This is a genomic window from Paenibacillus piscarius, from assembly GCF_022234545.1.
Classification (GTDB): Bacteria; Bacillota; Bacilli; order Paenibacillales; family Paenibacillaceae; genus Paenibacillus_AQ; species Paenibacillus_AQ piscarius.
In genome coordinates, this window is the sequence record NZ_JAIEUI010000015.1 from 12,984 (window position 1) to 34,808 (window position 21,825).

Here is a 21,825-nt window from a genome sequence, read left to right on the forward strand (position 1 = left end):
GAATATTCAGATGTCATCATCACTATTTAGTCTGGCAGGTAAAACCGCAATTGTAACCGGTGCAGCACAAGGCCTTGGACAAGGCATTGCCCTCGCCTTCGCAGAAGCCGGAGCAGACGTGGTCTGCGTCTCCCTCAACCCGAGCGACGAGACCGTCGCTGCGGCAGAAGCCCATGGCGTGAAGGCGCTGAGCATCGCTGCCGACCTGAGCGACCATTCCAAGCTTCAGTCGGTATTCGATGAATCCCTCAAGCTCACCGGCAAGGTGGACATCCTGGTCAACTGCGCGGGCATGATCCGCCGGACACCGGCCAAAGACCACAGCGAGAAGGACTGGTTCGATGTCATTAACCTCAACCAGAACACGGTCTTCCTGCTGTCGCAGATTGCCGGACGCCACTTCCTGGAACGGGGCAGCGGCAAAATCATCAACATCGCCTCCATGCTCTCCTATCAGGGAGGTATCAACGTTCCGGGCTATACGGCCAGCAAGCACGCCGTAGCCGGGCTGACCAAAGCGTTCGCCAATGAATGGGCCGGCTCCGGCCTGAACATTAACGCCATCGCTCCGGGCTATATGGCTACCGAGAACACTGCTCCGATCCGTGCGGACCAGAGCCGTTCCGACTCCATTCTGGACCGGATTCCGGCCGGACGCTGGGGCACGGCCGATGATGTGAAGGGACCGGCAGTATTCCTTGCCTCCGCGGCTTCCGATTACCTGAACGGACACATTCTTAACGTAGACGGCGGCTGGTTAGCCAGATAATGCCTCACTAATATGAACCCCCGGCTGCTTCTGTTGAAGCGCAGCCGGGGGTTTAGTATGTTCATCATAGTCTGCTCATAACCTGAGGACGGGTCATGTTGCCGGAGATCTTCATCGCGCAGATCAGATCGCCAAGCAACAGGACAACGGGATAGATGATCGCCCACAGCAGCGGGTCCGGGGCCAGATAGAGAATCGCCATGACCGGGAGCACGAACAGAAACGACAGGAAGCTGGCGGCATACAAGCCATGACGCGGAGTCTGCAATCGTACAGCAAGAACAGCCGCGATTAAGATCATAGAGATAGACGACAGGATACTCACGGGGAACAGCAGGATAAGCTGCGTGGCCGAATACCCCGGGATAGGAGCCAATTCAGGCATAATGAGCGGGATCAACCAGGTACTTGCCCATACCAGTAAGAAGGAGACAGCCAGCATGACCGCAGTCACCAGAACCGGAACTGTACACTTGGCAAGCAATACCGGCCGGAGCCGCAGAGGTGTGGATAACAAGGCTTCTCCCGTCTTATAGACCTTCTCCCCGCCAATGGAGTAGGCGATTAAGTTGGACGGCACTCTCGGAATGAGCAGAACCGTCAGGATCACCGCATAGTTGAGGTCGAATGTCCCTGTAAAATACAACAGCAGACACACTAGAGCAACCGGCGAGAAGCACAGCAGGCCAAAGCTGAGCAGCAAAGATTTTAGAGTCATCAATGCCTTCCATTCAAATGTCAGAACAATGCCAAACTGCGACTTCGGCTGCAATGAAGAAGCACGACGCTCATGCACTCTCTCCGGCTTCCGGATCGTTCCCGGCTTGAAGAAATCCGGCTGCTTCATTCTCCTGATCTTCGCGGTATATAATGACAGGACACTTAGATAAATCAGTGCGCAGACAGCCCCCACCGACAATGCTGATTCCGTGTCTGCTGACACGACAACCCCCAGACACACCACGAACAGCAGGCTCAGCAGGTAAGCCCTCCACGACACCCGGCTGTTAGCTACCCGCATATCTCCCGATGTTGACGAAGCGTACACCCCCACAATACAGGTTGCTCCATAATTCAGTGCCGCCAGACCCATAATGCCAAGCCATTGCCAAGGTAGCAGCACCGTTACACCTCTGACCAGAAAGCACGTTAACGCGGAGCAAAAGACGGTTATGGAGAAATAACTGAACGCAAATAAGCAGCAGAATTGAAGCTTTCTCCAAATAATGCTTTTCCCGTTCAAGGGGCTCGACAGGAGCGTTTCCAGGGTCCGGTGCTCCCGTTCGCCCGCCAGGCTGTCCGATAGAAGAGGTCTTAATAAGATGGCCGTAAGCAGCGCAGCTGTGGTTAAGGAAGCTTCTATTCCTTGCATGACGATTGGCACGATGATGCCGGTAATGCCGATGGACAATCCATACAACAGAAGCATCCCCTTTTCCCTGGTGAACTCTATACACGCTGCACGAAAAACAGGATAGGACCGTGTCATAGCCGTCCTGCCCCCTGCTCAAGCTCCATATACAGCTTTTCCAGACTGAACTGTCCGTGCTCCATATCATGCCCGCTGTCTTCCAGCGCTGCAATTGATCCGGTAAAGATATTCTGACCATGCCGCAAAACTGTAATTTTATCACACATTTTCTGGACCTCCTCCAGATTGTGTGTAGTCATAATGATTGTCGTGCCCTGCTCCTTCGCAAGCCTTAATAACATCGCTCTTAGATCTGCGGTGCTGACAGGATCAAGCCCGTTCGTCGGCTCATCCAGGATGAGGATGCGGGGGCTGTGAAGCATGGCACGGATCAGGGCGGTCTTTTTGCGCATACCGGTTGACAGGGTCTTTACAGGAGCCCGTTTCTTGTCCTGCATCGTGAACGTCTGCAACAGCTCATCTATGCGGCTGCCCGATTCGGCACGGCTCATGCCGTAGATATCAGCGTAATACATCAGGTTATCGAGGACGGTCAAGGACTCGTACAGCCCTACATCCTCAGATAACACGCCGCACATCCCCCTCACCTTATTCCCGTCTTGAATAGGACAGCTCCCACACACCGTGACCGTTCCATCGTCCGGCTCCAGCAGCCCCAAGAGCAGCCTTAGCGTTGTTGTCTTGCCCGCTCCATTATGCCCAAGCAGTGCGTAGACCTCCCCCTCCGCAATAGTAAGATTAAGACCGTTTACAGCCGCCACTCCGCCAAAAGACTTGCTGACCCCTTCAAACCGTATGTCGCCCATACGTCCCCGCCCCACTCTTCAGATTATGATCATGTATAGCTTACTGCACATTTTTTGTATAGTCAACTATACATTTTTGGTGTAGTATACTTGACTATTCTCCGGGAAGTGAACCATAATATTAGAGTGAAGCTACCTGTAAATCATCCTCGGAAAGGAGTGTGCCGGTGAAAACAAGAATACGCGAGCTGCGGAAAGAGCGGCGGATATCCCAGGAGGAATTGGCCAGGGCTTTACGTGTCACACGCCATACAATCACATCAATTGAGAACGAAAAGTATACCGCCTCCCTCCCGCTGGCCTATAAGATTTCGAAATTTTTCGGGTTGCCGATCGAGGACATTTTTGATTTTTCAGATGTGGAGGATATCGATTATGACATCTTTTGAGCAGGAGTTAAGACGGCGGATACGTATCATTACTATCTATGCGGCTTGTATAGGGATCATCGTTATTGCTGCGTTTATACTAAAAGCGTTTGTGTATGGCAGCATCGATACCCTTGACAGCTGGGACATCGGAATTCTGGCCGGGTTATTGCTCGGGGCTGTAGTCTCTGCAACTCTCCGTATTGTCCGGCTCCGCAGAGCACTCCGCAGCCCCGAAGTCATGGAAGTCTTACATATTGCTGAGAAGGACGAACGCAACCGGATGATTGCCCTCAAAACAGCCAGGGCCGGCATGACGCTTACCCTTCTCCTGTTATCTCTTTCCGCCGTTGCCGCATCCTTTATCAGCAAAGTTGTTTTCATAACCATTGCAATTATATTAGCTGCACTATTGGCACTATACTTTGCACTGGCGGCCTATTATTCCCGCAAAATGTAACTGATCCATGCGAATTCACACTACAACAGGAAGAGGTCGCTGGCATCGCCTTGGCCCGATTCGCGGACTTCCGCAGCTTCATCACCGGAGCCGGCAGCAAGCTGCATGTGCAGGGCTTCCGGGTCACCGGTAAAGGGGATCGGATCGTGCTGGATGAGCAGGTGGAATTCGCGCAATTCGTTCCGCATGAGCGTGAGTATTATCTGCGGGTGATTGAAGGGATTGAGGCGCTGTATCGCTAAAACCCTGTGACTAGGCGCGGGTCTGCTGCCCGGCGGGAGCGTCTTGGTCAAGCACCTTGGCGCAAACACCTCCGCCGCCGCCAATGTGATCGCTTTTTCGATTACATTTGGTCCACGCGCCTCCGCCCCGCCCACTATAATCGGTTTTTCGATTACATTCCACCCACGCGCCCCTGCACCGCCCAATGTGATCGGTTTTCCGATTACATTCCACCCACCGCCTCCTCCCCACCTCAATGTAATCGGTTTTCCGATTACTTTTTCGGATAAACGCAGCGCAGCGACCCTCCTATAACAGGAGAATCGCTGCGCTGTTTGAATGCTATACTTTTGGACAATCTGCTGCGCTTTACGCCTGCACTGCCGCGCGCTTCAGAATCGCCAGCCCGTTCACGGCCAGCTTGAGTTCGCTTGGTGCCGCTGCGCCGGATTCCACATCGGTGTATTCCCGGCCATCCAGCGTCACAACCTGCTCGGCGCCGCTGAAATTCTGCACGAATACATAATCATGCTCGCCGTCGGTACGCAGCTGGGCAGTTACGCCTGTTGGAAGCTCACTGTTCAGCGTGCGGCTGATCCGCTCTTTGCCGGCGATGGCTGCGTAGAGATCCACATAGAATTGCAGATCCTTCACGCGGGTTGCCAGATGATACGCCTTACCCGCTCCCAGCTTGTTCACTGTGAGTGCCGGACGTCCGGCGTAGAAGTCGCTGCGGTAATGGCCCAGCGCCTCAGCGCCTTCGAGATGAATCAGCTCGGCAATCTCATGCGCATCGTATTCGCCGCTCATCTTCAGGCTGTTGCCCGGGTCCATGACCAGGCCGTTCAGATCGCGGCTGTGCAGCCCTTCGGTCTCTTCAGCCCAGATGCCCAGCGTTCTGCGCAGCGGGCCAGGGAAGCCGCCCAGGTGACACAGATCCGTCTCGCCGACCACGCCTGACCAATAGGTGGCCAGCAGCGTGCCGCCTTGCTCCACATACTTCTCAATCCGCTTGCCGTTCTCCTCGCTGATCAGGTACAGCATCGGAGCAATCACCAGCTTGTAACCGGACAGGTCATCGCCGGACCCGACGAGATCAGCCGGAATGCCGAGCTCCCACAGTCCCCGGTAATGCTGGAGTACGGTCTCTTCGTACTTCAGGCCGGAATTGCGGATACCCTGGGCATCCTTCACCGCCCAGCGGTTGTCCCAGTCGAACAGGATCGCCGTCTCCGCCGGTGTAGTGGTGCCTACAACATCGGTCAGCCCGGCCAGTGTGCGGCCTACCTCAGCCACATCGCGGAAGACCCGGGTCTCCGCATGGCCGCTGTGGTCGATGACCGCGCCGTGGAACTTCTCGCTGGAGCCGCGGCTCTTGCGCCACTGGAAGTATTGCACGGAATCCGAGCCATGGGCCACTGCCTGCAGGGAGGACAGTTTGTGCATCCCCGGACGCTTCAGCTTGCTGACGGACTGCCAGTTGGTCAGGGAAGGCGTGCTCTCCATGAGCAGGAACGGCTTGTTTTTGAAGCTGCGGTACATGTCGTGGTGCATTGCGGTCCAGGCAGCCAGACGGGCATCGTCATCGTCCTCCGTGTAGCCCCAGTCCGGGTAAGCATCCCAGGATACGACATCGAGAATCTTCGCCATCTTGCGGTAGTCCACACCATCGATCATGTGCATATTCGTTGTGGCCGGCAGATCCGGACTGAAACGGCGCACTGCATCGATCTCATGCTGGCAGAAGTTGATCGTCTGATCGCTCACGAACCGGCGCCAGTCCAGGTTGAGGCCGTGCACCTGCGTCTCTCCGTGCGGAGCCGGGGATTCGATCTGTTCCCAGGAGGTATACGTATGGCTCCAGAAGGTTGTCCACCAGGCATGATTCAGCTCATCCAGATTTCCGTTGTATTTATCCTTAAGCCAGTCTCTGAAGGCATTCTGGCAATAATCACAATGGCATTCGCCGCCGAATTCGTTACTGATATGCCAGCCGATAACCGCCGGGTGATGCGCATAACGTTCAGCCAGCTTGGAGTTGATCAGGGCTGTCTTCTCCCGGTAGACCGGGGAGGTGAAGCAGTGATTATGGCGGACGCCGTGCAGATTGCGCACCCGGTTGCGTTCTACGCGCAGTACCTCAGGATATTTCTCGGACATCCACGCCGGACGCGCTCCGCTCGGAGTTGCCAGGAAGGCATAGATTCCATTCTCCTGGAACGAATCCAGCAACTGGTCCATCCAGTCGAAATTGAAGACGCCTTCTTCACGCTCCAGCGATACCCAGGAGAAAATCCCGACGGACATCACATTACAGCCCGCCAGCTTCATCATACGGATATCTTCTTTCAATACCTCAGGGTATTTCAGCCATTGCTCAGGATTATAGTCGGCCCCGTGAAGCATCACAGGAGCCTTGCTGCTGATTGCAGGAACTTTACGGCTCATTATTATTTCATCCTCTCATCTGTAGGTCAGGTTAGAATGGGACTTTTCGCGGATCAGATCTCTTCTTCAGCGTTGTCCCGTAGGGGTATAACCGTTTATACTGTTAATCATAAAGGATAATCAGTGAGCGCTGGTAGGATAATCATAGCGACTCCATAGCACAAAATGAAGATGAGGTGTTCACATGCTCCCGTTCTCCCTGATCGAAATGCCGCGCGACCTGAGCGCGTTCCCGCTGTACCCTTATTCGGTCGGCCGCCATATCCAGTATCACCATGTCCGGCCTGCCGGATTCCCGGTACATCAGATTTTCCTGATCCGCAGCGGCAGCGGCCGGTTCCGGGATCTGGAGAACGGAACGGAAACCGTGCTGCAGCCGGGCATGGCATATGCTTTTCCGCCCGACCGCGGACATGATTATTATCCATTGTCCCATGAGCCGTGGCATGTGGGCTTCATCGGATTCCACGGAAGCCAGGCCGGCACTGTGCTGGAGGGACTCGGCCTGCTGCCCTCTGTCCCGTTCCATCCTGATCGCTTCGAGGAATGCTGGGAGCTGCTGGGCGGTATCTGGCATAAGGTGAACGGCAGCAGCAGCGGTCGTCAGGAGGAGCAGGCGATGCAGGAGCTGTCCGTGATGCTCTACCGGCTGCTGCTGATGCTGCACCGGAGCGAAGCAACCGCAGGTCCAGCTACCCGGCTGGAGAACGAGAATGTCCGCAATGATGCCCTGAACAAGGCGGTCAGCCTGATTAACGAGCATTTCACCGAGCCGCTGCTGATCACCAATCTTGCCGCCGCTGTCGGCTACTCCGTCCAGCATTTCCAGCGCCTGTTCCTGCAGGAATACGGTGTGACGCCGCATAAATATCTGCAGAACCTCAGGCTGCAGCGGGCGGTGCAGATGCTGACCGAGGACCCGGAGCGTCCGGTGCAGGACATCGCCCTGAACCTCGGCATGGAGACCAATTACTTCATCCGCGTCTTCCGCAAGGCCCATGGCGTGACACCGGGAGTAATGAGAAGCCGGCTGCACCCGGACAAGGATCATTCTTGAGCTGCGCACGGCAGACGATTAGCCTGGAGTATAGCTCCAGCCCGTTATGTTCGCTTTTTCGCCCATTTTGAATTCCTATAAAAAATAGCTGCGGCACACTTCCGGAGAAGTTCTGCCGCAGCTATTCATGCTAACCCTATACCCAGCAGTTATACCGCCGCGAACTGGCTGTTGTACAAGCGGGCATAGTAACCTCCGCTCTCCAGGAGCTCGTCATGCGTTCCGCTCTCGACCACATCCCCGTCCTTCATGAACAGGATAATATCCGCTTCGCGGATCGTAGACAGCCGGTGGGCAATCACGAAGCTGGTCCGCCCGGATATCATCGCCAGGAAAGCCTTCTGAATCCGCGCCTCCGTCAATGTATCTATACTGCTTGTTGCCTCATCAAGGATTAACATCGGCGGATCAACAAGCATGACGCGTGCGATAGTCAGCAGCTGCTTCTGACCCTGTGACAGGTTGTCGCCGGAGCTGCTGATAACCGTATCATAGCCGGCCGGCAGCCGCTTGATGAAGCTGTGCGCATTCGCAGCCTTGGCTGCAGCGATGACTTCAGCGTCTGTGGCATCCCGCTTGCCGTAGGCAATATTATCGCGGATCGAAGCGCCGTACAGCCACGTCTCCTGGAGCACCATCCCGAAATTACGGCGCAGGCTGTCCCGGGTGATTGTGGTAATGTCCCGTCCGTCGATAGAGATTGTACCGCCGTCCACCTCATAGAAGCGCATGAGGAGGTTGACGAGTGTCGTCTTGCCTGCACCGGTCTGGCCGACAATGGCCACGCGTGTGCCCGGCTTCACCTCCAGACTGAAGTCTTTAATCAGCGGGCGCTCTGGTGTATAAGCGAATTTCACATGGTCGAAGGTAATCGTCCCCTGGCTGCTCTTCATCTCATACGCTGCGGGCTGATCCGGGGCCTCCTGCTCCAGATCCAGAATGTGGAAGATACGCTGTGCCGAAGCCGTCGCCGACTGGAGCTGCGTGATCACACCGGTAATTTCATTGAACGGCTTGGCGAACAGGCTGGAGTAGATCAGGAAGCTGGACAGATCCCCCACAGAGAACATCGCCTTGATAACCAGCGCACTGCCGACCATTGCAATCACCGAGAAGGTAATATTATTCACCAGCCGGGTGGTAGGGTTCGACAGCGAGCCGAAGAATTGCGATTTGACGCCTGTCTGGTACAGCTCGTTGTTCCGCTCGGCGAACTTGGCGAAGGAGCGGTCCTCATAGTGATAAGCCTGCACGACCTTCTGCCCGCCGACAATTTCTTCCACATAGCCGTTCAGTCCGCCGAGAATTTTGGCCTGCTCGCGGAACAGCTGCTGGGAGCGCATTGTAATGAACCGGGCTACAAAAAAGGTCGCGGGAGCCGACAGCAGCACCACCAGTGTCATCACCGGACTGATATAGAGCATGAGCCCGATGGCTCCGGCTATGGTCACCACACCGGTCAGCAGGGTGGAGAAGCCCTGCAGCAGCCCGTCCGAGACGGCATCCATATCATTCACGAACCGGCTGATGCTGTCACCCTGCGGATGATTATCATGGAACTTCAGCGGCAGCACATCCAGCTTATCGAACAGATCGCGGCGCAGATCATATACCGTCCGGTAAGCCAGCTTGTTGGTGTAGTAGGTCAGCAGCCAGGTGAAGAAGCTGCCCACCAGATAGACAGCGCCCAGGATCAGCAGCAGCCGGAGAATCTCCGGGAAGTTCACCTGATCCGGCCCGATCATATAGTCAATGGCCCGGCCGATCAGCAGCGGGCCGATGAGGCTGGCGATAACGCTTAGAATCGCGCAGAAAATAGCGCCATAGGTTATTTTGCGGTACTTGCTCGTATAGGTAAACAGCCGTTTCCAGGTCATTGTAGTGTTCATTGCATGGCCTCCTCGCTTGAGAGCTGCGACTCGCAGATTTCCTGATAGACCCCGCAGCCCGCCAGCAATTCCTCATGACTGCCGATACCGGCTATCCGTCCTTCTTCGAATACGATAATCTGATCCGCCTGTCTTACGGTACTCACCCGCTGGGATACAAGCAGCACGGTCATCTCCTTGCTGGTCTCATTCAGCGCACGGCGCAGAGCCGCATCCGTTGCGAAGTCCAGCGCGCTGGAGGAGTCATCCAGGATCAGAATCGGCGGACGTCCTACCACAGCGCGGGCAATCGTCAGCCGCTGCTTTTGCCCCCCGGAGAGGTTGTGTCCCCCCCGCACCACCGGGGTGTCCAATCCCTCCGGCAGCCTGCTGATGAATTCTTCTGCCTGGGCGACCGCTGCTGCAGCCATCATCTCCTCCTGCGTGGCCGATGCCTTGCCCCAGCGGATATTATCGGCAATCGTTCCGGTGAACAGCACCGCCTTCTGCGGCACGATGCCAATACGGGTACGAAGCTCCTCCAGCCGGTAGTCGCGCACATTCACGCCCTCTACCCTAACCTCTCCTTCCACCGCATCATAGAAGCGCGGAATCAGATTGACGAAGGTGGTCTTCCCTGAACCGGTGCTCCCGATCAGACCAACCGTCTGCCCGCGGCGGATATCCACATTGATATTCTCCAGCGCCAGCTCCCCGGTTGTGTTGTAACCGAAAGAGACATTCCGGAAGGAAATAACCGGCGCACTGACATCCGGCCGGGCTGCAGGCTTATCCGCTGCCACTTCAGGCACCGATGCGATCATGGCCAGCACCTCATTGATCCGGCTGGCGGACGATGAAGCTTTGGTGAACAGAATGACCAGATTCGAGACCACAATTAAGGCAAGCAGAATCTGGGTCACATAGTTAATGAACGCGATGATCTCCCCTTGAGATAAGCTTCCGGCTTCAATGTGAATACCGCCCGCCCATAGAATGGCAATAATAGCTGCGTTCACGACCAGCATCGTCATCGGGCTGAGCCAGGCGGAGATCCGGCCGACCCGGATCGCGGTCTGGGTCAGATCCTCTGAAGCGTCATTGAACCGCTGCTTCTCCCGGCGGCTCTCGGCGAAGGCACGGATCACCCGGATGCCGGACAGGTTCTCGCTGAGCACCAGCGCCAGGGCGTCCAGCTTCGCCTGGTATTTACGGTACATCGGGGAGCTGCGTGTAATAATAAAATATAGAATTACGCCGATTACCGGAGTCGCGGCAATCAGGATCAGCGACAGCCGCAGATCCAGAATCATTGCCATCAGAATGGCGCCGATACAGATGAACGGCGCGCGGATGACCAGCCGGATCAGCATGGCAACTGCCAGCTGAAGCTGATTGACATCGTTCGTAATCCGGTTGATTAAGGATGGCGTACCGATCACATCCAGCTCCGCGTAAGAGAGCGAAGAGATATGCTTGAACATTTTGTTGCGCAGCGTCGTACCGAAGCCCTGAGAGGCCCGCGCCGCATAATATTGGCAGACCATGGAGCAGCCGAAGCCCAGAATAGCCATCAGCACCATGAGCGAGCCCATCCGGTAGACATAGGCGCTGTCCTGCTTGGCTACCCCGTTATTGATAATCAAGGCCACAATCGTCGGCAGCAGCAGTTCAAGAATCGCTTCCAGCAGCTTGAAGATCGGCCCGATGATCACTTCTTTTCTGTACGGCTTTAAGAATCCAGCAATTTTGTACACAAGTATCCTCACCTAACTTAGCGTAGTATGTAATCCCTCTTGCAAATCATTCAAGACCCGTTATGATTATGTCATACCTGTTACCATATTAATAATATTGGTTTCGTATCTATTCCATATGAATAACATATGTCATAATCCTTAGGAACGGAGGCTGCACCATGGATATCCGCCAACTGAAATATTTCCTGGCAATTGCCGAGGAAGGACAAATTACATCTGCAGCCAGGAAGCTGCGCATGGCCCAGCCGCCGCTGAGCCAGCAGCTGAAGCTGCTGGAGGATGAGCTGGGCGTCAAGCTGGTCGAGCGCGGACCGCGCAGCATCCAGCTGACCGATGCCGGAATGATTCTGCGGAATCGTGCCCAGCAGATCCTGGAACTAACGGACTCCACCGCCCGGGAGATCAGCGATTATGCCAAAGGGCTGAAGGGCAGTCTGGCTATCGGCACAGTCTCCTCTTCAGGCGCTACCCTGCTGCACGAGCCGCTTACAGAGTTTCATAAGCGTTACCCGGGCGTAACCTTTGAGATCCATGAAGGCAATACGTTCATGATTATCGATCTGCTGAACAAGGGTATTGTCGAAGTGGGCATTATCCGCACTCCGTTTAGCACCAACAGTCTGGAATGCCTGTATTTCCATTCGGAGCCGATGATCGCGGTGATGACTGCCGATTATGATTGGGCCCGCGGCCAGAGTGCTGCCCAGCTCGGCGAGCTGCAGGACAAGCCGCTGATTATTTACCGCCGCTTCGAGCAGCTGATCCGCGAGACCTGCCTGGAGCATGGGTTCGAGCCGGAGATTTTCTGTATGAATGATGATGCACGGACCACATTGCTCTGGGCCAATGCGGGACTCGGGATCGGCATTGTGCCGAGGTCCGCATTGGAGCTGGCCAATCACAGCAACCTGATCTATAAAGAGATCCTTTGCGAGACCCTGCGCACCCGTGTGGCAGCCGTCTGGGTCAAGAACAAATATTTGTCGTCGCTTGCGGTCAAGTTCATTGAGACCTTCAAGTCGCTCTGAACCGGCAGCACAGCGCACCGTACTCAGGCCCTGCATTCAGGAGGATGTCCAATCCCGGCGGCATTCATCCGCAGACAGGCGGCTGCCGCCTCTTCCGTGCAGACGCAAACACCCCCGCTACCAGTCAGTTCTGGTAGCGGGGGTTGTTATTCTCTCAGGTCTGCGCCCGGCGATGCGCCGGTTTTAGACCATGATTTTGCAAATATCGTTCGTGAACTGCACCGGATCATTGACCTGCAGCCCTTCAATCAGCAGCGCCTGGTTATACAGCAGGTTCGTGTACAGGCCCAGCTTCTCCTTATCGCCTTCGGCCGCAGCCTTCAGCGATTTGAAGACATCATGGTGAATGTTGATTTCCAGCACCTTGTCCGCCTGCACATCCTGGCCGCCGTTTGGCATGGCCTTGAGGATTTTCTCCATCTCGATTGTCAGCTCGCCTTCGGTGGACAGGCAGACCGGATGGGATTTCAGCCGCTTGGAGGCCTTCACTGCCTTCACTTTGCCGGACAGAATGCCCTGCATCGCTTCGAACAGGTCCTTGTTCTCATTCTCTTCCTCTTCGGACGGCTTATCCTCGGCACTCTCTTCGATACCCAGGTCACCGCTGGAGACATTGCGGAATTCCTTCTCCTTGTAGGACATGATCATCTTGATCGCGAACTCGTCAATATCATCGGTGAAGTATAGGATTTCGTAGCCCTTATCGGCAACCAGCTCGGTCTGCGGCAGCTTCTCAATGCGCTCCACTGATTCGCCGGAGGCATAGTAGATATACTTCTGGTCTTCCGGCATTCTCTCTACATATTCAGCCAGTGTCACCAGCTTGTTCTCCTTGGAGGAGTGGAACATCAGCAGGTCCTGAAGCGTCTCCTTCTCCATACCATAGTCATTATAGACTCCGAACTTAAGCTGTCTGCCAAAGGATTTATAGAACTTCTCATACGACTCGCGCTCTTCCTTCAGCATGCTCAGGAGCTGGCTCTTGATCTTGCTCTTAATGTTCTTCGCAATCAGCGTCAGCTGGCGGTCATGCTGCAGCATCTCACGGGAGATGTTCAGCGACAGATCCTCGGAATCAACCATCCCTTTGACGAAGCTGAAGTAATCCGGCAGCAGATCGGCACATTTGTTCATAATCAGCACACCATTGGAATAGAGCTCCAGGCCCTTCTCATATTCCTTAGTGTAATAATCGAACGGCGTATTCTCAGGAATGAACAGAATCGCGTTATAGACCACCGCACCGTCGGCACTGATATGAATGTGCTTCAGCGGCTTGTCGAAGCCGTAGCGCTTCTCGGCATAGAAGTTGTTGTAGTCTTCATCGGTCAGCTCTTTCTTGTTCTTGCGCCAGATCGGCACCATGCTGTTGATGGTCTGCTCCTCAGTCACATCGATGAACTCATTCTCAGCGTCTTCCTTCGGCTGTTTGCTCGTAACGTCCATCTTGATCGGGAAGCGGATGAAATCCGAATATTTCTTGATAATCGATTTCAGGCGGTATTCTTCCAGGAATTCATCGTAGTTATCTTCTTCGGTGTTCTCTTTGATCTTCAGCGTTATCTCGGTACCAACCGATTCCTTCTCACAAGGCTCAATCGTATAGCCGTCCGCACCCTGGGATTCCCATTTGAATGCCTGGTCGCTGCCCAGCGCCTTACTGATTACGGTCACATCGTCAGCCACCATGAAGGCGGAATAGAACCCTACCCCGAATTGTCCGATGATGTTGTGTCCGTCCTTGGCTTCATTATCCTTCTTAAAAGCAAACGACCCGCTGTTCGCGATAATCCCCAGATTGTTCTCCAGCTCTTCCTGGGTCATCCCGATTCCGGTATCGGAAATGGTTAAGGTACGGCTGTCCTTGTCGGCGGTAACTTTAATGTAGTAGTCCTCTTTATTAAATACCAGACTGTCATCGGATAATGCCTTGTAATAGATTTTGTCGATGGCATCGCTTGCATTGGAGATCAGTTCCCGCAGGAAGATCTCCCGCTGCGTATAAATGGAGTTAATCATCATTTCCAGCAGTCTTTTGGATTCAGCTTTGAACTCTTTTTTGGCCATGAATAAATAAATCTCCTTTCAGAAATAACCTTCGGATGTCGGAGCTTTGTTTAGCACTCCACAGGACCGAGTGCTAACACTCCCTTTTATATAACATATTCTAGTTTTTGATGTCAATATCTTGCTGCATATCATAGGCTGCTGAAAAAAGTTAAGCAATCTATTTTAGTCCATGTTAGCATTCGGATGTACTTCATTCTGACAACAGAAAGGATCATGAACAATGATGAACATTCAGCTCGAAACGATTCCGGCAACCCGCATAGCATATGTAAGGCGGACAGGCCCTTACGGACCGGAGAACGCTCTGGCGATGGACCTGCTTAAGCAATGGGCGCGGGAGCAAGGTCTGCTTCAGGGCACGGCTGTAATTTGGGGCATCCCCCAGGACAATCCTGCAAACACCCTGCCGGAGCATTGCCGATATGATGCCTGCATCAGCCTGCCAGAGCATCCGCCTGTGGAGACCTCCGTTCCCTATGGGGTCCTACCCAGCGGCACGTACGCAGTTGTAACCATTGCCCACACGGCTGAAGCCGTTCAGCAGGCATGGACGGAGATCCTCCCGGCGCTGTCACGCAGCGGCCGTACGCTGGATCAGCAGAGGCCTGTCATGGAAAGGTACAAAGAGGATATGGTTAACAGGCATCTGTGTGAGCTTTGTTTTCCTGTGCTTGAGTAAGTGCTGCTTTGAAAAGCGGCTTTGCCGGCAGGATCAACGCGGGCGCTTGAGTGGACGCTCCGCAAACAGAACGTTGTTCCCACCGCTGTAGTCTCCAGATTTTTTTGATCTCACCGACCGCTTGCTTGGAATTCACATTGTTGCATCATTTGCAGGAATTCCGGTGCTGGGAGCAAGTTAGAGACGGGTTTGTTGCATTTCATGCAGGATTTCAGCATCAGCCGCTTCTATCGGGCACTATTTGCTGCGCTTCTTGCATGATTTCTCTACAATGTTACAGACCGCGGAGCATGAGGCCCCCCTCATCGCAGCAGCATTGATTGTATTCAGATTTCCGCATACATTTGGCTCACGCGCCGCCCCTCAACAAATTGTGTTCGTTTTTTCGCATACAATCAGGTCATGTACCTTCGCCCAGCAAATTGTATTCGGTTTTTCATATACATTGCATCTGCTCTTCTTTCTAAAACAAAAAAGGGGCCATCTCTATAAGCAAAATTCCCGCTTATGAGACAGCCTCTTTTCATCCGTCATTTCATAGACCTTCCAAATCCAACTTTTCTCCCGGCACCATAGAATGCAGCGTGCAGCCGGTCAGCTGACCGCCTTGGATCAAGGCTTCACGGAGCTTGTCGGTCTCCGGCTTCGCTGCATGCACCAGCACGGCGTGCCGGACGGGGAGGGACTTCAGCATGCGCTGCACATCTTCCCGGCCCTGATGCACCTTGTAGCGCAGCTTAAGCACCTCGCATGCTCCATGCTGCCCCGGTTCATGCAGCAGCTTGTAGGCGAAGGTACCCGCTGCCGCATGACCGGTGAGCAGCACCGAATAAGCAGAGTAAGCCGCCCATCTCGCATAGTACCAGCGGGATAAGGAAGATTGCATCATGCCATCCGGCACGAACCACAGGGACGGGCCGGAGACTGACAGCAACTCTTCCCGCTCCGCCTCGCTCTGAGGCATCGTCCAGCGGCGGGCGGCAAGAAAGTCTGCTATGCGATCCGCTGCGGAATCCCCTCCTGTTCGCTCAACGCCTCTAAGCCAGAACGGCGAGGCTGTCAGCCGCCTCATCCCCTCTATCAGCTTCGCTTCCACAATAATTGGCAGGTCCGCAAAAAGCTTGGCGGCCCACAGTATCATCTCCTGGCCGCGTCCGCCTGCCGGAACCGGCAGCAGCACCTTGCCTCCCCGTGCCGCAGTTCTGCGGATGGCCTGCTCCAGTTGCCTCAGCTTCTCCGGCTGGGTCTCCTCGTCCATTCCGTAGGCCGCATCGGCAACCGCCAGATCAAGACGCTGGCCGCAAGACCAAGCTCTCAGCCTCTGCTCAAGGTCAGGGATGCCCCCGGCTGCGTGTATTGCTTCGGCCGGTGAATCAGCCGCAAGCAACAGCGACTCCACCGTATAATCTCCAGAATAGAAGACCGAGCGCCCTTCGGCTGCGATTAGGAACCATACTGATCCCGCCAGATGTCCGCTTCGCCCCCACATGATCTGTACTCCCGGAATCAATCCGAGCCAGGACAGGCAGCTGCCCTCCTCTTCCAGATACCTGTAACGGATCGCTTGTTCATCTGCTTCAGTGTATGGCAGCTCATGACCCTCACGGCTAATGCTTGAACGCCAGGAGCGGAAGTAGGTATCCAGCTGCGCCCTTGTTTCCCGAGTTGTCCATACCTCCCCCTTGTAACCCTGCGCATACAGCAGCGGCAGCGCAACCGAATGATCCTCATGGGCATGGGAGAGCAGTACCGCATCAAGAAGTGCCGCCTGCCCGGGTTCGATGAGGGGATATTGTCCGGCTCCGCCTTTTTTCACGCCGCAATCAAGCAGCAGACGGTAGCCGCCTCCACTCAGGAGATAAGCAGAACGCCCGTGTTCACCGGCTCCGCCCCATATGGTCAGCTTCGTCATGTTCCGCTCCACTTTCTTCTGGAATTCAGCAGTTCAATGCCCAGCAGCAGCAGCACCGTCAAGCCGACCGATACCACCGCCATTGCCATACCAAGCGATACCTGCCCCTGTTCGAACTGGGCAAAAATATACGTAGCCGAGGTCTGCATCGAAGGCGGCAGAATCAGCAGCGAGCCGACCAGCTCCCGTACAGAAATAGTGAAGGTCATCATCCAGCCTGCCAGCATGCCGGGCATGATGAGCGGAAGCAGAATCCTCCGCAAGATATAGAACGGGCCCGCTCCGCTGACCTGGGCCGCTTGAAAAAGCATACCGTTAATTTGCGAGAAGCTGGACTTCACGTACTGCACTGTATAAGGAAGAAACAGCACCACATAGGTAAGCACTACCATGCCATACGTGTTGTAGAGCGTGAAGGGCATCCATGGCGCATTCCAGAGCAGAATCAGCCCTACCACCATAACAATGCCCGGAACCGTATTAGGCAGAAGACTCAGCAGATCAATGATCCGCTGCAGCCGGTTCGAAGACCTGCCGATGGCCAGGGCAAGGCCGGCTCCTAGCACGACAGCCACCGACGCTGCGGCCAGCGACAGCCCCAGACTGTTCCCAATCGCTTTCAGACTCACCGATCCCCAGGAGAGCAGTTCTCTGTAATGCTCCAGCGTCAGATTGTCCAGCGACAGCCCGGCACCGCGCAGCTTCATCAGCGAGGCGGCGATAATCGAGAAGTATGGGATACCTATGGATAATAGCAGCAGGGCAGCCAAATATATACCGGCGATCCAGCCTGCGCCTCCGCGTAACGAATACGTCTTGGAGCGCTGTCCTTTGCCCCCCACCAGACGGTATGTGAACCGGCGGCTGACCGCCGACTGCATGTACCAGATGACCAGACAGACCGACAGCAGCACGGATGCAAGCGATGTAGCCTTGCCGAAGTCAATCGGCCAGCTGGAAATGTATTTATGAATTTCCGAGGTCATGACATAATAGCCGATCTTGCGGCCGAAGGTTGCCGGGGTTCCAAACTCTGCAATCGTCTTGACGAAGACGAGCATCCCCCCCATGCCATAGGCCGACAGCAGCAGCGGCATGATGATCCGCCGGAAGCGGTAGCCTGCCTTTGCCCCGTGCACCGCTCCCGCCTCTTCCAGATTGCCGCCTATACGGATAAGCGCATCCCGAAGCAGCAGATACAGGAACGGGAACAGATGCATGCTCATGATGAAGACCATCCCCCAGAAGCTGAAGAAAGAATCACTTAACGCGCCAGCACCCGGAAGCCACTGCTGAAGATATCCGCCTTTTTGCATGAACAGAATCCAGCCCATGGAGCCGATATACGGCGGGGTCATGAACGGAATCAGCAGAATAACATCAATCCAGCGGTGCAGCCCCATACGGGTCTTGGCCATCATCCAGGCCAGCGGCAGCGCAAGCAGCGTGGTTCCGGCCACTACGCATATTCCAAGCCATAGCGAATTCAGCAGTACCCCGGACAGACTCTGTCCGGTGATTGTACGGAGCGGGGCCATCCAGTCGAGCCGTTGATCCGGGGTAACGCTTTGCCAGAAGATGAGCAGGAGCGGAATGCCGATACTGACCGCCAGCAAAAAGAAGGAGAGCAGCAAGCCCGCTCTCCGAAGTATCCGGTTACTGTCCATGGAGACTGGACTCATTGCTTTTCACCTCAACCTTAAGCCTTATTTGTAAATTTCCGCGAATTTCGAGGCCGTCTCATTCCCGTGCTCACTCATCCAGGCCCAGTCCACCTTAAGCTGCGGGATGTCCTTCAGATTGGTCCGGTTCGAAGCTTCAATATCCCCGCGGCCCGGGATGAGATACGCATCCGCTACCAGCTGCTGGGCTTCGTCAGACAACAGATAATCAATGAACGCTTTGGCATTGTCCACGTTCGGACTCGTTTTCAGAATGGCTGCCGGTCTTGGACTTATCACCGTACCCTCCTCAGGATAGACAATATCCAGCGGCTCTCCTTTTGCTTTTGCCTTATAGGCCATATAATCTACTCCTGCTGCCACAATACTCTTAGCTCCTGTAACAACCGGATCAAGCGCTTCCTGGTTCGCTCCAGCCATAGCAACACCGTTCGCCTTATAATTCTTGAACAGATCCCAGCCCTGCTCGCCGTTCACGCTGAGATAGCCTGTAATGAAATCCAGCGCCGAGCCTGACAGCGTCGGATCTGGAATGTTGACGGCGTCCTTCCACTCCGCATCTGCCAGCTCTGCCCAGGTCTTGGGCGGATTCGCTACCAGCTTCGTATTATAGACAATCCCCAGCGCGGAGGCGCTTGAACTGAAATAATTGCCTTCGGCATCCGACCAGTCCGGATTCAGCTTCTCCTTATTGGCCGCTTCCGGGTAGGGCAGCGTCAGACCGTCCGCCTTAAGCGCCTGTGCGGAAGGCAGGGAAGCCAGAATCACCACATCGGCTACCGGATTTGCTTTCTCGGCTTCCATCCGGGCCAGAATTTTGCCGGTCGTTCCCTGAAACATCTCCACCGTAAGGCCTGTCTTGGCCTTGAAGCCATTCACAATATCGTCTGCCAAGCCCTGAGGGCCGGCGGAATACAGTACCAGCTTGCCGCTTAACGCAGCTGCTGTAGCTTCAGGAGTTGACGCAGCTGCATCCGTCGCCTCAGGTGTACTCGTGCTGGACCCGTCGGCACTGGTGCTGTTGCCCGTACCGCAGCCTGCCAGACTCATACTCATCACAGCAGATAACAGCAGCATTGCACCTTGTTTACGCGGATTGTTCCATTTCATGATTATCATTCGCTCCTTTTAAGTTCTTCTTCATTTGAATTTGAATTCATTCGGCATATCCGCCGTGGTGAGACATAGAGCTGAACCCTTTCTCCTAAGGGAATCCGGTTGTTCAGATAGGCTGTCCATATTCCGGCCCCCTCCACCTCCGCACGGATCTCATAACGCTCTCCGACATAACTGACACTTCTTACAACAGCGGAATAACACAGGTCATCGCCCGCCGTGCGGCTCCATCCGATATGCTCAGGCCGCACCATCTCCTGCTCCGGCGTAAGCCAGTTCGACTTGCCGATGAACGAAGCGACGAACGGCTCTGACGGGGCCTCATATACGTCTTCAGGAGTTCCTGTCTGCAATATCCGCCCGCTTTTCATAACCACAATCTCGTCGGACATCGACATCGCTTCGATCTGATCGTGGGTTACGTAGAGTGCAGTTAGACCCATGTCCCGGACCAGCGACATCATCTCCACTCTCATCTCTTCCCGGAGTACGGCATCCAGCGCGCTTAACGGCTCATCGAAGAGCACCACACCCGGACGGACAACTACCGCTCTGGCAAAAGCAACCCTCTGCTGCTGACCGCCCGACAGCTGATGCGGATACCGGTTCTCCATTCCTTGCAGCCGGACCATAGCCAGTGTCTCCAGGACCTTGCTCCGCAGCTGCGCGCGCTGCCCTGAGGCCTTCAGCCCGAAGGCCACATTCTCGTACACCGTCATATGCGGCCAGAGTGCAAAATCCTGGAACACCATCCCGAAATTCCGCTTATGTACCGGAACATCGATCCGCTGTGCAGCGGAGAAATAACAGTTCCCGTCAGCGTATAATTCCCCGCCATCCGGGCGCTCAAGGCCCGCTAACATCCGCAGCAGCGTGGTTTTTCCGCAGCCGGAAGGTCCCAGTAAGGTGGTGAACTTACCGTGCTTCAATTCCAGCTGTGCAGGCAGCAGCGCCGGTTGTCCGCCAAAGCTTTTATGAATCCCCTTCATCTGAATATTCATTTTGATCCCTGCCTGTCTTCTTGAGCTGTCCTCAGTCTAACGTCTGTATTCGCAGGTTGTTTATTTTTCTTGTAAACACGTAATTAACTTTATATATGAATTCTGTTAACGTTCATAGATAAAATCTATGGTGGGGGATATCCTACTAATGCTTAGAAGAGGTACATTCATGAATTTGATGAAACTGCAAATTATTGAACTGATCGACCAGCTGCACCATATGACCAGCGTAGCAGAAGTGCTCGGGATCAAGCAGCCGACCGTAACCTTTCATATGAAGTCGCTTGAAGAAGAGCTTGGGGTCCGGCTGTTCGAAGCCCGCAGCGGCAAAACCTTTCTCACCGAGGCAGGAGCGGCTCTCCTTCATTATTCCGTGAAAATTAATGCGCTTGCCCGTGAGGCCCGCCGGGTAGCCGGAGAATTCGACACCCTCTACCGGGGAACGCTTCTGATCGGAGCCAGCTATGTACCTGCAACCTATCTGCTGCCGGCTATATTACATGCGTTCTCCCGGGAGTTCCCCGGCATCCGCATCGTTCTGTCTGTGAAGCCCTCCCCGGTCATCCGGGAGATGCTGGTCCGTCATGAAATTGACTTAGGTGTGATCTCCTCCGAGCCTTTTACAGAGCCTGCCCTGCTGGCTGAACCGCTGATTACAGATGACCTCGTCCTGATTTGTTCTCCTAAGCATCCGTTCGCCCGCAAGACTCAGCTTACTATGGAGGAGATGAGTAAGACTCCCTTTGCGCTGCACGGAAGCGAGTCCAGCACACGCCGCCTGACCGAGCGCTGGTTCGGACAGCAAGGGCTGCAGCTGCGCAATACAATTGAGGTGGATTCGCTGGAGGCCATCAAGCAGCTCGTGCAGTTGGGCGGCCACATCTCCGTAATGTCCCGGATGGCGGTGCAGTGGGAGCAGCAGCAAGGGCTGATTCAGGTGCTGCCTATTCAAGGGGAAATGGCGCCGCGTTATATCTATGCCGTGCATAACAAGGACCGGCATCCTTCGGTGCAGATGGAGAGCTTCCGGAGCAGCCTGCTGGCCACCAAAAACTGTTAGCCGCCATTGAGTCAATCTATGCAGGATTAACGCAATTCCCCTTTCACCTTAACCGCTCCCATATACTCAGCCCTTAAAGTGGGTCAT

At 54.8% G+C, this 21,825-nt stretch carries 18 protein-coding genes; 8 read left to right on the plus strand and 10 right to left on the minus strand.

Annotated features, from left to right (window positions below):
* The first annotated feature begins 10 nt into the window (after positions 1 to 10).
* The gene (gene kduD / locus K1558_RS21360; RefSeq protein ID WP_238653699.1) at positions 11 to 769 is read left to right on the plus strand and encodes a 2-dehydro-3-deoxy-D-gluconate 5-dehydrogenase KduD; all 759 of its coding nucleotides are present in this window, start codon (positions 11 to 13) and stop codon (positions 767 to 769) included.
* Positions 770 to 833: 64 nt separating this feature from the next.
* On the opposite strand, the gene K1558_RS21365 is transcribed toward kduD, so the two are convergent.
* Together K1558_RS21365 and K1558_RS21370 are read right to left on the minus strand one after the other, a co-directional pair.
* The gene (locus K1558_RS21365; RefSeq protein ID WP_238653700.1) at positions 834 to 2,258 is read right to left on the minus strand and encodes an ABC transporter permease family protein; all 1,425 of its coding nucleotides are present in this window, start codon (positions 2,256 to 2,258) and stop codon (positions 834 to 836) included.
* Positions 2,255 to 3,007, minus strand: a complete 753-nt coding sequence (locus K1558_RS21370) for an ABC transporter ATP-binding protein (RefSeq protein ID WP_238653701.1) — start codon at positions 3,005 to 3,007, stop codon at positions 2,255 to 2,257. Before K1558_RS21370 ends, K1558_RS21365 begins: the two co-directional genes overlap by 4 nt.
* Before the next feature lie 167 nt (positions 3,008 to 3,174).
* Between K1558_RS21370 and K1558_RS21375 the strand changes: the two genes are divergently transcribed.
* Genes K1558_RS21375 through K1558_RS21385 form a run of 3 tightly spaced genes read left to right on the plus strand, consistent with a single transcriptional unit; the run spans position 3,175 to position 4,077 of the window.
* Positions 3,175 to 3,396, plus strand: coding sequence for a helix-turn-helix transcriptional regulator (locus tag K1558_RS21375; RefSeq protein ID WP_420800458.1), 222 nt, complete (start codon positions 3,175 to 3,177; stop codon positions 3,394 to 3,396).
* The gene (locus K1558_RS21380; protein WP_238653703.1) at positions 3,383 to 3,835 is read left to right on the plus strand and encodes a hypothetical protein; all 453 of its coding nucleotides are present in this window, start codon (positions 3,383 to 3,385) and stop codon (positions 3,833 to 3,835) included. The genes K1558_RS21375 and K1558_RS21380 overlap by 14 nt, the downstream gene beginning before the upstream one ends.
* Positions 3,836 to 3,885: 50 nt before the next feature.
* Complete coding sequence (locus K1558_RS21385) at positions 3,886 to 4,077, plus strand: hypothetical protein (RefSeq protein ID WP_238653704.1); 192 nt, start codon at positions 3,886 to 3,888, stop codon at positions 4,075 to 4,077.
* Between the two features lie 349 nt (positions 4,078 to 4,426).
* Here the strand turns inward: K1558_RS21385 and K1558_RS21390 are convergent, their stop codons facing one another.
* On the minus strand, positions 4,427 to 6,505 hold the full coding sequence (locus K1558_RS21390; RefSeq protein WP_238653705.1) for a beta-galactosidase: 2,079 nt from the start codon (positions 6,503 to 6,505) through the stop codon (positions 4,427 to 4,429).
* Between the two features lie 184 nt (positions 6,506 to 6,689).
* Between K1558_RS21390 and K1558_RS21395 the strand changes: the two genes are divergently transcribed.
* Positions 6,690 to 7,562 (plus strand): helix-turn-helix domain-containing protein, encoded by an 873-nt coding sequence (locus K1558_RS21395; protein WP_238653706.1) that lies wholly within the window; start codon positions 6,690 to 6,692, stop codon positions 7,560 to 7,562.
* Positions 7,563 to 7,711: 149 nt separating this feature from the next.
* Here K1558_RS21395 and K1558_RS21400 read toward each other — a convergent pair whose 3' ends face one another.
* Positions 7,712 to 9,451 carry an ABC transporter ATP-binding protein gene (locus tag K1558_RS21400; protein ID WP_238653707.1) on the minus strand — a complete coding sequence of 580 codons (1,740 nt, stop codon included), beginning with the start codon at positions 9,449 to 9,451 and terminating at the stop codon, positions 7,712 to 7,714.
* On the minus strand, positions 9,448 to 11,187 hold the full coding sequence (locus K1558_RS21405) for an ABC transporter ATP-binding protein (RefSeq protein WP_238653708.1): 1,740 nt from the start codon (positions 11,185 to 11,187) through the stop codon (positions 9,448 to 9,450). Before K1558_RS21405 ends, K1558_RS21400 begins: the two co-directional genes overlap by 4 nt.
* A gap of 161 nt (positions 11,188 to 11,348) precedes the next feature.
* Between K1558_RS21405 and K1558_RS21410 the strand changes: the two genes are divergently transcribed.
* The gene (locus K1558_RS21410) at positions 11,349 to 12,218 is read left to right on the plus strand and encodes a LysR family transcriptional regulator (RefSeq protein WP_238653709.1); all 870 of its coding nucleotides are present in this window, start codon (positions 11,349 to 11,351) and stop codon (positions 12,216 to 12,218) included.
* A gap of 183 nt (positions 12,219 to 12,401) precedes the next feature.
* Here K1558_RS21410 and htpG read toward each other — a convergent pair whose 3' ends face one another.
* Complete coding sequence (gene htpG, locus K1558_RS21415) at positions 12,402 to 14,285, minus strand: molecular chaperone HtpG (RefSeq protein WP_238653710.1); 1,884 nt, start codon at positions 14,283 to 14,285, stop codon at positions 12,402 to 12,404.
* Positions 14,286 to 14,508: 223 nt separating this feature from the next.
* Between htpG and K1558_RS21420 the strand changes: the two genes are divergently transcribed.
* Positions 14,509 to 14,967, plus strand: coding sequence for an AraC family transcriptional regulator (locus K1558_RS21420; RefSeq protein WP_338019721.1), 459 nt, complete (start codon positions 14,509 to 14,511; stop codon positions 14,965 to 14,967).
* A gap of 535 nt (positions 14,968 to 15,502) precedes the next feature.
* Here K1558_RS21420 and K1558_RS21425 read toward each other — a convergent pair.
* From K1558_RS21425 to K1558_RS21440, 4 genes are read right to left on the minus strand one after another with little or no spacing between them, the layout of a single operon-like run.
* Positions 15,503 to 16,879 carry an MBL fold metallo-hydrolase gene (locus K1558_RS21425; protein WP_238653711.1) on the minus strand — a complete coding sequence of 459 codons (1,377 nt, stop codon included), beginning with the start codon at positions 16,877 to 16,879 and terminating at the stop codon, positions 15,503 to 15,505.
* Positions 16,876 to 18,561 carry an ABC transporter permease gene (locus tag K1558_RS21430; protein WP_238653712.1) on the minus strand — a complete coding sequence of 562 codons (1,686 nt, stop codon included), beginning with the start codon at positions 18,559 to 18,561 and terminating at the stop codon, positions 16,876 to 16,878. Before K1558_RS21430 ends, K1558_RS21425 begins: the two co-directional genes overlap by 4 nt.
* Before the next feature lie 24 nt (positions 18,562 to 18,585).
* Complete coding sequence (locus K1558_RS21435; protein WP_420800459.1) at positions 18,586 to 19,671, minus strand: ABC transporter substrate-binding protein; 1,086 nt, start codon at positions 19,669 to 19,671, stop codon at positions 18,586 to 18,588.
* A gap of 5 nt (positions 19,672 to 19,676) precedes the next feature.
* The gene (locus tag K1558_RS21440) at positions 19,677 to 20,678 is read right to left on the minus strand and encodes an ABC transporter ATP-binding protein (protein ID WP_238653714.1); all 1,002 of its coding nucleotides are present in this window, start codon (positions 20,676 to 20,678) and stop codon (positions 19,677 to 19,679) included.
* A gap of 169 nt (positions 20,679 to 20,847) precedes the next feature.
* Here K1558_RS21440 and K1558_RS21445 point away from each other — a divergent pair, with 169 nt between their 5' ends.
* Positions 20,848 to 21,738, plus strand: coding sequence for a LysR family transcriptional regulator (locus K1558_RS21445; RefSeq protein ID WP_238653715.1), 891 nt, complete (start codon positions 20,848 to 20,850; stop codon positions 21,736 to 21,738).
* Positions 21,739 to 21,825: the final 87 nt, after the last annotated feature.